The 12,701-nt window shown below is 62.6% G+C and carries 12 protein-coding genes and 1 pseudogene; 4 read left to right on the top strand and 9 right to left on the bottom strand.

What is annotated here, in order from left to right; translation table 11 throughout:
• Window positions 1-12: 12 nt before the first annotated feature.
• From glgC to MM194_RS18130, 3 genes are all read right to left on the bottom strand, one after another.
• Window positions 13-1,284: a glucose-1-phosphate adenylyltransferase gene (gene glgC, locus MM194_RS18140; RefSeq protein ID WP_241344333.1), complete on the bottom strand. Its 1,272-nt coding sequence runs from the start codon at window positions 1,282-1,284 to the stop codon at window positions 13-15.
• Between the two features lie 249 nt (window positions 1,285-1,533).
• Window positions 1,534-2,673: a type IVa pilus ATPase TapW gene (gene tapW / locus MM194_RS18135; RefSeq protein ID WP_033131215.1), complete on the bottom strand. Its 1,140-nt coding sequence runs from the start codon at window positions 2,671-2,673 to the stop codon at window positions 1,534-1,536.
• A gap of 58 nt (window positions 2,674-2,731) precedes the next feature.
• Window positions 2,732-3,088 carry a DMT family protein gene (locus tag MM194_RS18130; protein WP_033131216.1) on the bottom strand — a complete coding sequence of 119 codons (357 nt, stop codon included), beginning with the start codon at window positions 3,086-3,088 and terminating at the stop codon, window positions 2,732-2,734.
• Between the two features lie 112 nt (window positions 3,089-3,200).
• On the opposite strand from MM194_RS18130, the gene MM194_RS18125 reads away from it, so the two are divergent.
• The 3 genes from MM194_RS18125 (at window position 3,201) to MM194_RS18115 (ending at window position 5,802) form a co-directional block, all read left to right on the top strand.
• A complete protein-coding gene (locus MM194_RS18125; RefSeq protein ID WP_033131217.1) occupies window positions 3,201-3,950 on the top strand; it encodes a transporter substrate-binding domain-containing protein in 750 nt (249 codons plus the stop codon).
• A gap of 87 nt (window positions 3,951-4,037) precedes the next feature.
• Entirely contained in the window at window positions 4,038-5,039 is a 1,002-nt protein-coding gene (gene btuC / locus MM194_RS18120; RefSeq protein WP_241344332.1) for a vitamin B12 ABC transporter permease BtuC, read from the top strand.
• A complete protein-coding gene (locus MM194_RS18115; protein ID WP_241344331.1) occupies window positions 5,032-5,802 on the top strand; it encodes an ATP-binding cassette domain-containing protein in 771 nt (256 codons plus the stop codon). The genes btuC and MM194_RS18115 overlap by 8 nt, the downstream gene beginning before the upstream one ends.
• 296 nt (window positions 5,803-6,098) lie before the next feature.
• On the opposite strand, the gene MM194_RS18110 is transcribed toward MM194_RS18115, so the two are convergent.
• The gene (locus tag MM194_RS18110) at window positions 6,099-7,163 is read right to left on the bottom strand and encodes a 3-deoxy-7-phosphoheptulonate synthase (protein WP_033131219.1); all 1,065 of its coding nucleotides are present in this window, start codon (window positions 7,161-7,163) and stop codon (window positions 6,099-6,101) included.
• Window positions 7,164-7,316: 153 nt separating this feature from the next.
• Between MM194_RS18110 and MM194_RS18105 the strand changes: the two genes are divergently transcribed.
• Window positions 7,317-7,697 (top strand): diacylglycerol kinase, encoded by a 381-nt coding sequence (locus tag MM194_RS18105; RefSeq protein ID WP_033131220.1) that lies wholly within the window; start codon window positions 7,317-7,319, stop codon window positions 7,695-7,697.
• Window positions 7,698-7,781: 84 nt separating this feature from the next.
• Here the strand turns inward: MM194_RS18105 and serA are convergent, their stop codons facing one another.
• The 5 genes and pseudogenes from serA to MM194_RS18080 form a co-directional block, all read right to left on the bottom strand.
• Window positions 7,782-9,014, bottom strand: coding sequence for a phosphoglycerate dehydrogenase (gene serA / locus MM194_RS18100; protein ID WP_241344330.1), 1,233 nt, complete (start codon window positions 9,012-9,014; stop codon window positions 7,782-7,784).
• A 257-nt stretch (window positions 9,015-9,271) separates the two neighbouring features.
• Window positions 9,272-9,928 (bottom strand): ribose-5-phosphate isomerase RpiA, encoded by a 657-nt coding sequence (rpiA, locus tag MM194_RS18095; protein ID WP_241344329.1) that lies wholly within the window; start codon window positions 9,926-9,928, stop codon window positions 9,272-9,274.
• Window positions 9,929-10,124: 196 nt separating this feature from the next.
• A complete protein-coding gene (locus MM194_RS18090; protein WP_033130118.1) occupies window positions 10,125-10,733 on the bottom strand; it encodes a 5-formyltetrahydrofolate cyclo-ligase in 609 nt (202 codons plus the stop codon).
• A 158-nt stretch (window positions 10,734-10,891) separates the two neighbouring features.
• Window positions 10,892-12,238 (bottom strand): Na+/H+ antiporter NhaC family protein, encoded by a 1,347-nt coding sequence (locus tag MM194_RS18085; RefSeq protein WP_033130119.1) that lies wholly within the window; start codon window positions 12,236-12,238, stop codon window positions 10,892-10,894.
• Between the two features lie 265 nt (window positions 12,239-12,503).
• Window positions 12,504-12,701 (bottom strand): annotated as a pseudogene (locus MM194_RS18080) (IS1595 family transposase); the annotation flags it as partial.

Raw genomic sequence — 12,701 nt, 5'->3', positions numbered from 1 at the left:
GGCGGCCCGGACTCACAGCGCGGCCAGCATCTCCTGGGTGACCAGCACTATGCCCTGCTCGGAGCGGTGGAAGCGGCGGGCATCTTCGCAGGCGTTTTCCCCCACCACCAGCCCTTCCGGCAGCTTGCAACCCTTGTCGATCACCACCCGGCGCAGCCGGCAGCCGGCCCCTATCTCGACCCCGGGGAAGATCACCGCCTGATCCAGGGTGCAGAAGGAGTCGACCCGCACGTTGGTGAACAACACAGAGCTCACGATGAAGGAGCCGCTGACGATGGTGCCGCCGGAGAACAGGGAGTTGATGGTCATGCCATGCTGGCCGTTCTGATCCTGCACGAACTTGGCGGGGGGCGTCATCTTCTGGCTGGTCCAGATGGGCCAGTCCTGATCGTAGATATCGAGCTCAGGGGTCACCGAGGCGAGATCCATGTTCGCCTCCCAGAAGGAGTCCACCGTGCCCACATCGCGCCAGTAGGGTTTTTTTTGCTGACAGCAGCCGACGCAGGAGAGGCCGAATGGGTGAGCATAGGCGGTGCCCTCCTTGACCACCCGCGGGATCACGTCCATGCCAAAATCGTGGTGGGAGTCGTCGTTGGCAAGATCCTCTTCCAGCAGTTGGTAGAGATACTCGGCGTCGAAGATGTAGACCCCCATGGAGGCCAGCGCTGTGTCGGCCTTGCCGGGCATGGCGGGGGGATCGACCGGCTTCTCGACGAAGGCGTTGATCTTGCGATCCGCATCCACCGCCATCACCCCGAAGGCGCTGGCCTCCTGGCGGGGCACCTCGATGCACGCCACCGTCACCCTGGCGCCCAGGTTGACGTGATCGAGCAACATGGCGGCGTAGTCCATCTTGTAGATGTGATCCCCCGCCAGCACCACCACGTACTTGGGGCCGTGTTCGCGAATGATGTCCAGGTTCTGATAGACCGCATCGGCGGTGCCGCGATACCAGCTGACCTCATCCACCCGCTGCTGGGCGGGGAGCAGTTCGATGAATTCGTTCATCTGGTAGCGCAGGAAGGACCAGCCCGACTGCAGGTGGCGCAGCAGGCTGTGGGACTTGTACTGGGTGACCACACCGACCCGGCGGATGCCGGAGTTGATGCAGTTGGAGAGCACGAAATCGATGATGCGGAACTTGCCGCCGAAATGCACCGCCGGTTTTGCCCTGCTGTCTGTCAACTGCTTGAGGCGACTGCCCCGCCCTCCAGCGAGAACCAGGGCCATGGTCTCATTCAGCAACTGTCTGGACTTTGCTGTATTGGTAGGTTGTAACAACATTGAATACCCCTTTGTTGATATACCTCCTCGATTGTGCCCCCTTTGAGGCCTAGACGAAAGGGCTTTCAATCGAGGTCGGGATTCAAGTTGATTTTTTTGTCATTTGTGCGAGCGAGCGACTCTGCCGAGAGGGGGATTGTGCGCCCAGCGGTCGTAAGGAGCGCAGCGGAACGTGAGTCCGCTACACCTTTGTTGAACACACAGCCGCCATGGCGACTGTGTGTTCAATGGGGGAGGGGCTGTGTCTGACTAGAACAGCTTGTCCTTGTCATCCTTGGTCGGCTCCAGGCTCCAGCCGCTGGCATCGGCGCTGTTGGCGAGGGAGCCCTTCTCCTGCCACAGCTTGATCTTGAGGCGCAGGTTGTTGGCCGAGTCGGCGTTCTTCACCGCCTCTTCCTCGTCGATCACCCCTTCCACCACCAGATCGAACAGGGTGCCGTCGAAGGTGAGCATGCCGAGGGCCCTGGATTTCTCCATGATCTCCTTCAGGCTGCCAAATTCCCCGCGCTTGATGAGATCGCGAATGGTGTGGGTGCCGAGCATGATCTCCACCGCCGCCCGGCGACCGCCATCCGTGGTCTTCACCAGCCGCTGGGAGACGAAGGCCTTGAGGTTGTTGCCCAGATCGTTGAGCAGCTGGGGGCGGCGCTCCTCGGGGAAGAAGTTGATGATGCGATCCAGCGCCTGGTTGGCGTTGTTGGCGTGCAGGGTGGAGATGGCGAGGTGTCCGGTCTCGGAGAAGGCCAGGGCATGCTCCATAGTCTCCCTATCCCGAATTTCGCCGATGAGGATCACGTCCGGCGCCTGGCGCAGGGTATTTTTCAGCGCCGCGTGGAAGCTGCGGGTGTCCACCCCCACCTCCCGCTGGTTGATGATGCTCTTGCGGTGGCGATGGACGAACTCCACCGGATCCTCGATGGTGATGATGTGGCCGCTGTGGTTGCGGTTGCGATGGTCGATGAGGGCCGCAAGCGACGTGGACTTGCCCGAACCGGTGCCGCCGACGAACAGCACCAGGCCGCGCTTCTCCATGATGGTGTCGAGCAGCACCGGGGGCAGTTTCAGATCCTCGAAGCGCGGGATCTCGGTCTTGATGTTGCGCGCCACCAGGGAGACCTCGTTGCGCTGCTTGAAGATGTTGACCCGAAAGCGGCCAATCTGGGGCAGAGAGATGGCGAGGTTCATCTCCAGCTCCTTCTCGAACTGCTGCTTCTGCTCGAGATCCATGATGTCGGCGGCGATCCTGGCCACCTCGCCCGGCTCCAGCGGTGTCTCGTTCAAGGGACGCAGGGCGCCGTTGAACTTGGCGCAGGGAGGCGCACCGGTGGAGAGATAGAGATCCGAGCCATCCTGGCTGGCCAGGGTCTGTAGCATGTCGCGCAATTCCATGTTTTGCCTCGTCACTCAAAGGGATGCGATGGTTGTCAATGTGCTTGAGTGTACCCTGTCAGGCGCCGGTGAGTTTCTCGCGAAACACAAAAAATACCGCTCCCATGATACAGAGCCCGGCCCAGAGGTAGTCCCACTTCAGATCTTCTTTCAGATAGAAGACGGAGAAGGGCACGAACACCGTCAGGGTGATCACCTCCTGCAAGATCTTGAGCTGGCCGACCGTCAGCACCGTGTGGCCGATGCGGTTGGCGGGCACCTGCAACAGGTACTCGAACAGGGCGATTCCCCAGCTTACCAGGGCAGCGATGATCCAGGGCTTGTGGTTCATGCTCTTGAGATGGGCATACCAGGCGAAGGTCATGAAGACGTTGCTGCAGATCAGCAGTCCTATGCTGGTGACGATAGGGTTCATTAGGTTCTCCTTTGAAATCAATGCATTTTATCTCGACTCCATGGGTTTCCATAAGTGGGGCTTGAGGGTATTTTTGTCTCACAAGGATGGAGCAACATAAGGCTGGAAATGGATGGGCAAGACAAGCTGGGGAGTGCTTGGTCTGTTGTTTGCCTGCATGGCGCCCGTGACCTCAATGGCAAACGGAGCGCCAACCCTGACGGTGGTCACCGATGTCTGGCCCCCGTTTCGCATGCTCGCGCAGGACGATCAATTTTACGGCCTGGATATCGATATTCTGCGCCAATTGCAGGCCCGCAGCGGCATCGCGCTCGAACTCAAGCGGGTGCCATGGGGGCGGGCCCTCAAGCAGATGCAGACAGGTCAGGCCGACCTGATGATAGGGTTGGCTCATACCCAAGAGCGCGCCGCCTTCGTCGATTACCTGCAACCGGCCTACTATCAATGCCGGCCCGCCTTCTATGGCAAGCCTGCGGCTGTTGCCGCCCTGCTCCGCTATGAGGATCTCAAGGGCAAGGAGGTGGGCTATGTGCTCAACTCGGCCTATTTCGACCCCTTCGATAGTGACACCCAGATCGACAAGCACGGCGTACCCACCGAAGACCAGTTGCAACGCATGGTGGAGCGCGGCCATCTGCCGCTGATGATAGGCACCGACTGCCAGGTGGATTATGCCCTGAGCCAGCGCAACGACGCCGGCCTCGTCAAGGCGGACTATCGCCCACCGTACCCGGTGCGGCTCTATCTTGGCATGAGCAAGCGCTCACCCCATCAACGCCTCGGGCCCGTGCTGGCGCAGGCGTTGCAAGAGATGGTGGCGAGCGGCGAGGTCGAGGGACTGGCCAAGGCCTACCACCCTTGACCTTGGGTGGTAACGCGCTGTTATCATGCAGCTTTCTTGCTGGCTCCCTGGTTGGGGGCCGAGCCTGTCTCATTTCGGGGATCCCGCGTGTATCTCGCTCTTATCCATCGCCAGCGGCGCTGGCAGCGCCGCTGGCTGCTCGCCCTGTCGCTGCTGACCCTGTCTCTGTTCGCGTTCTCCCTCGTCTGGGGGGAATTCCTGCTGCTGCCCTGGCAACCGCTGGGTGAGCTGGAGCGCCATATACTGCTGGAGCTGCGGCTGCCGCGCGCCCTGCTGGCCCTGCTGGCCGGGGCGGCGCTTGCCTGTGGCGGCGCCGTGCTGCAGGTGATGCTGCACAACCCGGTGGCGGAGCCCGGCCTGCTCGGCGTGTCGAGCGGTGCCGGGCTGGCGGCCATGGTGGCGATGGCGGTAGCGAAAGCCCTCGGCGTCTATCTGCCGGGCTGGGGGCTGTCGCTGGCCGCCTTCGGCGGCGCCCTGCTGGTGACCATGCTGCTGATCCGGCTGGCGCGTCGGGCAAGGCTCGGCCACGCCAGGTTGCTGCTGTTCGGGGTCGCCATCGGCATCCTCACCAACGCGGCCATGACCTGGCTGATGTATTTTGCCGACGATGCCTCCTTGCGCGAATTCATGTTCTGGATGATGGGCAGCCTCTCCTATGGCAGCCAGCAGCTCGCCTGGTGGTGGCTGGTGCTGCCGCTGACGCTGGGCTGGCTTTGCTGGCAGGGCAGGGCCTTGCAGCAACTGCTGCTGGGGGAGACCCAGGCTCGACTGATGGGGCTGGACGTGGACAGGGTGCGGGTGCGGCTGGTGCTGGCGGTTTGCCTGCTCACCGGCATGGCGGTCGCCCTGTGTGGCGTCATCGGCTTCGTCGGCCTGGTGGTGCCCCATCTGCTGCGACTGTGCGGCGGCAGCGATCAGCGCTTCCTGCTGCCCGCCTCGGCGCTCGGCGGCGGCGCCCTGCTGCTCGGCGCCGATCTGCTGGCCCGCTCGGCCCTGAGCGCCGGCGAGCTGCCCATCGGCGTCATCACCGCCTCGGTGGGGGCGCCGCTCTTCATCTATCTGCTGCTGAGGCAAGATGCCCATGCCTGACCGTTCCCATGACGTGCTCGCAGCCCGTGCGCTGGCCGTTCCCGAGCGGTTGGCGCCGCTGGATCTCGCCTGGGGCGGCGGTCAGCTGGTGGCCCTGCTCGGCCCCAATGGCAGTGGCAAGTCGACCCTGCTCGGTGCCCTGGCCGGCATCCTTCCTGCGAAGGGGGATGTGCTGCTTGAAGGGCAATCCATCTCGATCATGAGCTGGCCAGCGCTCGCCCGGCAGCGTGCCATGCTGCCCCAGCGCCAGCCCCAACTGTTTCATATCCCGGTGTTTCAGGTGCTGAGCCTGGGACTGGATGAGACGACCGAGCCCGAGCTGCGCAACCGGGCGGTGGCCGAGCTGTGCGCGGCGCTGGAGTTGGAGGGGTTGCTGGCGCGGGACTTCAGCCGCCTGTCCGGGGGCGAGCAGCAGCGGGTGCTGATCGCCCGCACCCTGCTGCAGATCTGGCCCGGTCTCAATCCGGCGGGACGCATCCTGCTGCTGGATGAGCCCCTGGCGGGGCTGGATCTGCACCATCAGCTGGCCCTGCTGCGCCTGCTCAAGCAGCTGGCCCGACAGGGGCTGCTGGTGGTGCTCGCCATCCACGACATCAATCTGGCCATCGACTGGGCGGATCGCGTCCTCTGCCTGCAAGGGGGGCAGGTGGTGAGCGAGGGGGGCACCGAGCTTATCGACGAAGCCTTGCTGGCCCGGGTGTTCCAGATAAAGACGGATCGCATCGAGGCGGGTGGCCGGGTCTGGTTTATGCCGAGTCTGTGAGGCGGGTTGCCCCCTCATCCCCAGCCCTTCTCCCACGAGGGGAGAAGGGAGCTGTTGCCTTGGCCGAGGGAGACTCGGCACTGATTGCGTGCCACAAAACGAAAGGGCCAGACACCTGTGGTGTCTGGCCCTTTGCATAGGCAGAGTGAGCGTCGAGCCGATGCTCAGGCTTTGTGCTTGTCCAACCGCACCTGGGCGGCTTCCGCCAGCATGACCAGCAGAGTTTCGGTGTCGGCCCAGGAAAGATAAAGGCCAGGCATCGGCGATGCACTGGCCTGTTTCATCGGGCGTTCGCCTCAGGCTTTGTGCTTGTCCAACCGCACCTGGGCGGCTTCTGCCAGCATGGCCAGCAGGGTTTCGGTGTCGCTCCAGGAGAGGCAGGCATCCGTGATGCTTTGGCCGAAGGTGGCGGCGCAGCCGTTCTCCACGTCCTGACGCCCTTCCACCAGGAAGCTCTCGGCCATGATGCCGGCGATGCCGGTACGGCCACGGCGCAGCTGATCGCAGATATCCTGCGCCACCAGCAGCTGGCGGCGGTGATCCTTCATGCTGTTGCCGTGGCTGAAGTCCACCACCAGCCGCTCGGGCAGGCCGACATCGGCCAGGGCCTCGCAGGCCTCGTCGACGCTGGCGGTGTCGTAGTTCGGCCTGTGGCCGCCACGCAGGATCACGTGGCCATAGGGGTTGCCGGCGGTGCGGTAGATGGTCATCTTGCCGTCCTTGTCCGGGGAATAGAAGATGTGGCTGTGGCGGGCGGCACGCACCGCATCGATGGCGATGCGGGTGTTGCCGTCGGTGCCGTTCTTGAAGCCGACCGGGCAGGAGAGGGCGGAGGCCATCTCACGGTGCACCTGGGATTCGGTGGTGCGTGCCCCAATGGCGCCCCAGGTGATGAGGTCGCTGATGTACTGGCCGGTCACCATGTCGAGGAACTCGGTGGCGGTGGGCATGCCGGTCTCGTTGATGTCCACCAGCAGCTTGCGGGCCAGCTTCAGCCCCTCGTTGACGTCGAAGCTGCCGTCCAGACGAGGATCGTTGATCAGCCCCTTCCAGCCGACGATGGTGCGCGGCTTCTCGAAATAGGTGCGCATCACGATGCACAGGCTGCCCTTGTACTGCTCGCGCAGGGCGTTGAGGCGCAGGGCATACTCGTGGGCGGCGGCGGGATCGTGGATGGAGCAGGGGCCGACGATGACCAGCAGGCGCTGATCCTCACCGGCCAGGATGGCTTCCACGTCGCGGCGGGCATCCAGCAGGTTCTGGGCGATGCGGTCGTTGATGGGGAAGGCGTGCGCGAGTTCGCTCGGAGTGATCAGGGACTCCAGTGGGCGGGTGCGCAATTCATCGGTGTGAATGGACATTCGACTCAATTCTCGAGTGGGTGATGTGGGCGGTCGCCTGATGGCGTGCCGAAAAGGCAAAGGGATAAAATAAAGCAAAAATCCCCTGATGGAAACCTTCAAGGGCTCTGCTAGGATGTGAGCCCAAAAGCCATTCCAAATGAGGTAGTTATCGTGGCAAAGCCAGGCGCGACCGGGGTCACTCGCATCATCAACGCAACCGGTTACAGCATGAAGGGTCTCAAGTCGGCCTGGATTAACGAGGCGGCCTTCCGCCAGGAGCTGGTGCTTGTGCTGCTGTTGATGCCGCTGGCCTGCTGGCTCGGGGACTCTCTCAACCAGACGTTGCTGCTCATCTGTATCAGCTGGCTGGTGGTGATCGTCGAGGTGCTCAACTCCGCCATCGAGGCGGTGGTAGACCGTGTCGGCTCCGAGCATCACGAGCTGTCGGGGCGCGCCAAGGATCTCGGCTCCGCCGCCGTCTTCATCGCCCTGGCCCTCAACGCCCTGGTGTGGGGCGCCTTGATTGGCCGCAATCTGCTGGGATGGTGGTAGCTTGCGAGAGCAAGCTTCCTCCTGACATGAAAAAGCCCGTCATCGAGACGGGCTTTTTGTTGTCCGAGCAACCGGCTCAGGGCATTAGTGCAGGATCCGGGCGCGGATGGTGCCACCGATCTCCTTGAGCTTGGCGAGGGCCTTCTCGCTGTGCTCCGTCTCCACGTCGATCACCACGTAACCGATATGGCTGCTGGTCTGCAGGTATTGACCGGCGATGTTGATGCCTTCGTCTGCGAAGATCTGGTTGATCTGGTTCATCACCCCCGGCTGGTTGCGGTGGATGTGCAGCAGACGGCTGGAGCCCTTGTGGCCCGGCAGGGAGACTTCCGGGAAGTTGACGGCGGAGAGGGTGGAGCCGTTGTCGGAGTACTTGACCAGCTTGTTGGCCACTTCCAGCCCGATGTTCTCCTGGGCTTCCTGGGTGGAGCCACCGATGTGCGGAGTCAGGATGACGTTGTCCAGGCCACGCAGCGGGGTCAGGAACTCCTCGTCATTGGAGGTGGGCTCGGACGGGAAGACGTCGATGGCGGCGCCGGAGAGGTGACCGCTCTTGATGACGTCGGCCAGGGCCTCGATGTCCACCACTGTGCCGCGGGAGGCGTTGATGAAGATGGCACCGGGTTTCATCATGCGCAGCTGCTCGGCACCAATGAGATCCTTGGTGGAGGCGGTTTCCGGCACGTGCAGGCTGATGACGTCAGACATGTTGAGCAGCTCCACCAGGTTTGGCACCTGGATGGCGTTGCCGAGGGAGAGCTTGTTCTCGATGTCGTAGTAGTAGACCTTCATGCCGATCATCTCGGCGATGATGCCAAGCTGGGTACCGATGTGGCCGTAGCCGATGATGCCGAGCTTCTTGCCACGGGCTTCCACCGCACGGTTGGCGAGCTTCTCCCAGACGCCGCGATGACACTTGGCGTTCTTCTCCGGGATGCCGCGCAGCAGCAGCAGGATCTCCCCCAGCACCAGCTCGGCCACGGAGCGGGTGTTGGAGAAGGGGGCGTTGAACACCGGGATACCGCGCACATGGGCGGCGTCGAGGGCGACCTGGTTGGTACCGATGCAGAAGCAGCCGATGGCGACCAGCTTGCCGGCGGCATCCAGCACCTTCTCGGTGAGCTGGGTGCGAGAGCGCAGGCCGACGAAATGCACGTCGCGAATGCGCTCGATCAGATCCTCTTCCGACAGGGAAGTCTTGAGATACTCCACACTGGTGTAACCGGCGGCACGGAAGGTTTCCACCGTGTTGGGATGGACTCCCTCCAGCAGCAGCACCTTGATTTTATCCTTGTCCAGCGAAAACTTGGCTGTCATGACGATCCCTCTATTGTTTTAAAAACCTGTGCAGGTATACGGTGTGAAGAAAACCGTAAAGTAGCAAAAACGTTTGGGAGAGGGAATATTTGTGACGAAAGTCAAATTCTTTGATGTTATCAACGTTTGTTGTAAATCCTGGTTTGCAACTCGTTGAGGCATAAACAGAAACGGCGCCATCAGGCGCCGTTTCTCATGGTCGGTGTGATGATGGGCCCTTGCATTGAGAGGGAAGGCAGCATCACCACAGAACCTGCTTATTCGTTGGTGATCACGCCTTCCGGGGTGCCGATCAGCACGACATCTGCACCACGGTGGGCGAACAGGCCGTTGGTGACCACACCGACGATGGCGTTGAGCCGGGTTTCCAGCGCCTTGGCATCGTGGATGGCCATCCCCTTGACGTCCAGGATGATGTTGCCGTTGTCGGTGACCACCCCTTCACGCCACACAGGGTTGCCACCCAGTTTGCGGATTTCGCGGGCCACGTATTCGCGGGCCATGGGGATCACTTCCACCGGCAGCGGGAAGGTGCCGAGCACCTCGACCGTCTTGGTGTTGTCGATGATGCAGATGAACTTGTCGGCCACGGCAGACACGATCTTTTCGCGGGTCAGGGCTGCGCCACCGCCCTTGATCATGTCGCGGCTGGCGTTGATCTCGTCGGCGCCATCCACGTAGACGGAGAGGGCATCGATGTCGTTGAGATCAAACACCTGAATGCCGAAACCCTTGAGGCGCTCGGTGGAGGCGATGGAGCTCGATACCGCGCCCTTGATCTCGTCCTTCATGGTCGCCAGGGCGTCGATGAAGTGATTGACGGTAGAGCCGGTGCCGACCCCGACGATGGTGCCGGGTACCACGTATTTGAGCGCAGCCCAACCGGCCGCCTTCTTCATTTCATCTTGAGTCATGATGGATCCTTATGGAAAAAGCGGGCGCATTATATCCAAGCCCGCCCCCGAGGGCGACCACCTGGCTCACGTTCTGGTCCTAAAAACCCCAAGATGTAAATCGTTTGCCTGTTTATCGTTCATGGCGCCGTGCGGTAGTCGAAAATATCGCCAGGTATGGGCCGGGCAGTGACCCTGACCAGCACAACCCGCCGACTCAGGAGAAGCACCAGCAACGCGCGGGGGTGATGATCTCGGGCAGCGGCACGTCCCACTGCTCCTTGGGCACCGCATCCACCTGCTGGCAGTCGTGGGCCAGCCCCAGGGGTCTCGGGCCCAGTCCGTGTTCGTGCCAGTCGGCCAGGGTGCGATCGTAATAACCACCGCCCATGCCTAGCCGGTTGCCCAACCCATCGAAGGCCACCAGCGGGGTGCAGATGATGTCCAGGGCGTCGTGGGGGAGCACCTGCGACATATCGAGCTCGGGCTCGGGAATGCCGAAGCGGTTGCGGGTCATGGGGCTGGTGGGGGTGTAGCGCTGGAACAGCAGGTGACCCGGGGCGTCCGGGTGCAGCACCGGCAGGAACACCTCCTGTTGCCGGGCCCAGAGCCACTGAATGGCGGGGCCGGGATCGAGCTCGCCGTCGTTGGCGAGATAGAGCGCGATGCGGCTGGCCGCCAGGATCTGCGGGTGCTCCTGGAAGCGGACCACCAGTTGCGCGGCGGCTGCCTGCTGCTCGGCCGGGCTCAGGCTCTTTCTGCGCTGGCGAATGAGTTGGCGCAGGGATTGTCGCTCATCGGGTCTATCGGTCTGGGTATCCGGCATGGGGGCTCCTGTGATGGGGCGAAAAGGCTGGGGTTACCTTAACAAGGGCCATCCGGGATGAAAAGCGGGGGAGGGTCGGTGCATTGGCCGGACAGCAGAAGATCCGGCCAATGACGGGCACTGTCTGGCGGCAGTGCCCGTCATCAAAGAGTGGCTACTCAGGCGGCTTGTCGGTGCTCGGCGGCGCCCCGGGTCTGATGCTTGATAAAGACGGCAACTATGGCAGCCAAGGCCAGGGCCATGGGGTAGAAGCTCATGCTCACCACCGCCAGCGGCGACAGTGCGAAGATGGAGCCGAGCAGCAGCGCCTGGGCGCCCCAGGGGATGAGGCCCTGCACCACGCAGGAGAAGATATCCAGCATGGAGGCAGCGCGGCGCGGGGTGACGCCGTGTTGCTCTGCCAGGTCCCGCGCCACCTTGCTGGCGACTATGATGGCCACCGTATTGTTGGCGGTGCAGAGGTTGGTGAGGCTTACCACCCCGGCGATGCCGAGCTCGGCCGCCTTCTCGTTCTGTTCACCATCGTGGGCGCGGGTGAAACGGGCAATCAGGGCCGCGATGCGGGCGCTGATCCAGGCAAGCCCCCCCTGGCGCTCCATCAGGGCGCCGAGGCCGCCGATCAGCATGGAGAGCAGGAAGATCTCCTGCATGCTGGTGAAGCCCTGATAGATGTCCTTGCTGAACTGACCGAGGGGATAGTTGCCGACCAGGCCGACGCCACCGGCGGCCAGGATGCCGAGCCCCAGCACCACGAACACGTTCATCCCCGCCAGTGCCAGCACCAGGATCAGCAGATAGGGGGCGACCTTGAGCAGATCGGCGCCGGCGCTGGTGGCCGGGGCTTCGCCGGTGGAGCCCAGCAGCAGGTAGAGCAGGATCACCAGCACGGCGGCGGGGGCGGCAATCTTGACGTTTTCCCGGAACTTGTCCCTCATCTCGCAGCCCTGGCTGCGGGTCGCGGCTATGGTGGTGTCGGAGATGATGGAGAGGTTGTCCCCGAACATGGCGCCGGAGAGGATGGTGCCTGCCATCAGCACGGGATCGATGCCGGTCGCCTGGGCGACGCCGAGGGCCACCGGTGCCACGGCGCCTATGGTGCCCATGGAGGTGCCCATGGCGGTGGCAATGAAGGCAGAGATGAGGAACAGGCCAGGCAACAGGAACCAGCTCGGGATGAGCGACAGCCCCAGTGCGACGGTGGCATCCACCCCGCCGGTGGCCTTGGCCACGGTGGCGAAGGCGCCCGCCAGCAGGTAGATGAGGCACATGGCCATGATGTTGCTGTCGCCGACCCCCTTGAAGAAGGTCTCGAGGTTCTTGTTGAACCCCTCTTTGCCCAGCATCAGTGCCAGCATGACGGCGGGCAGGGCGGCCACGGGGGCGGGCAACTGGTAGAAGGCGAATTCGACTCCTTGCAGGGTCAGCCAGGTGCCGGTACCGATGAAGAGAGCAAGAAAGACCAGCAGGGGCAGCAGGGCCCTGGCACTGGGTTGGGTCTGGATCATGTGTTCCTCGAAACTTGAACAATGACCTCCTGTCGCGGCCTGTGTGAACCCGAATCAGCTCGGGCACAGGGTGGGCATCCTGCCGCTATGGGGTGCCCACGGTAGTGAGTCGGGGCCATTCGGTCAAGATAGACGTCCAGATGGACAATCTTTTTATCTCGCAATTCCGCCGGATTGATTAAATCTGTTCAATATTCGGATTTTAATGAAATAGTCCGTTTATTCGTCGGCACTAAAACGGCGGCCACGGCGGGCTTTTCAAAGGCTATGTCCCAATTACGTGTTGCATGGGGCGCCCCAGCGCCTCATGCAAGCAACGCGGGATATCCACTGCCTGCCCATAACGCTCCAACATCCTTCGCCAGCCCAGATAATTCCTCAAATAGCTCGTCGCCACCCCATGGAACCGCGCCATCCACTCCTTCAACCGCCTGTGATATCCGTTCACATGCTGGATGTGATA

The organism is Aeromonas sp. MR16 (assembly GCF_022549315.1).
In the GTDB taxonomy this organism is placed as follows: Bacteria; Pseudomonadota; Gammaproteobacteria; order Enterobacterales; family Aeromonadaceae; genus Aeromonas; species Aeromonas aquatica.
This window is presented reverse-complemented; position numbering and strand designations above follow the sequence as displayed.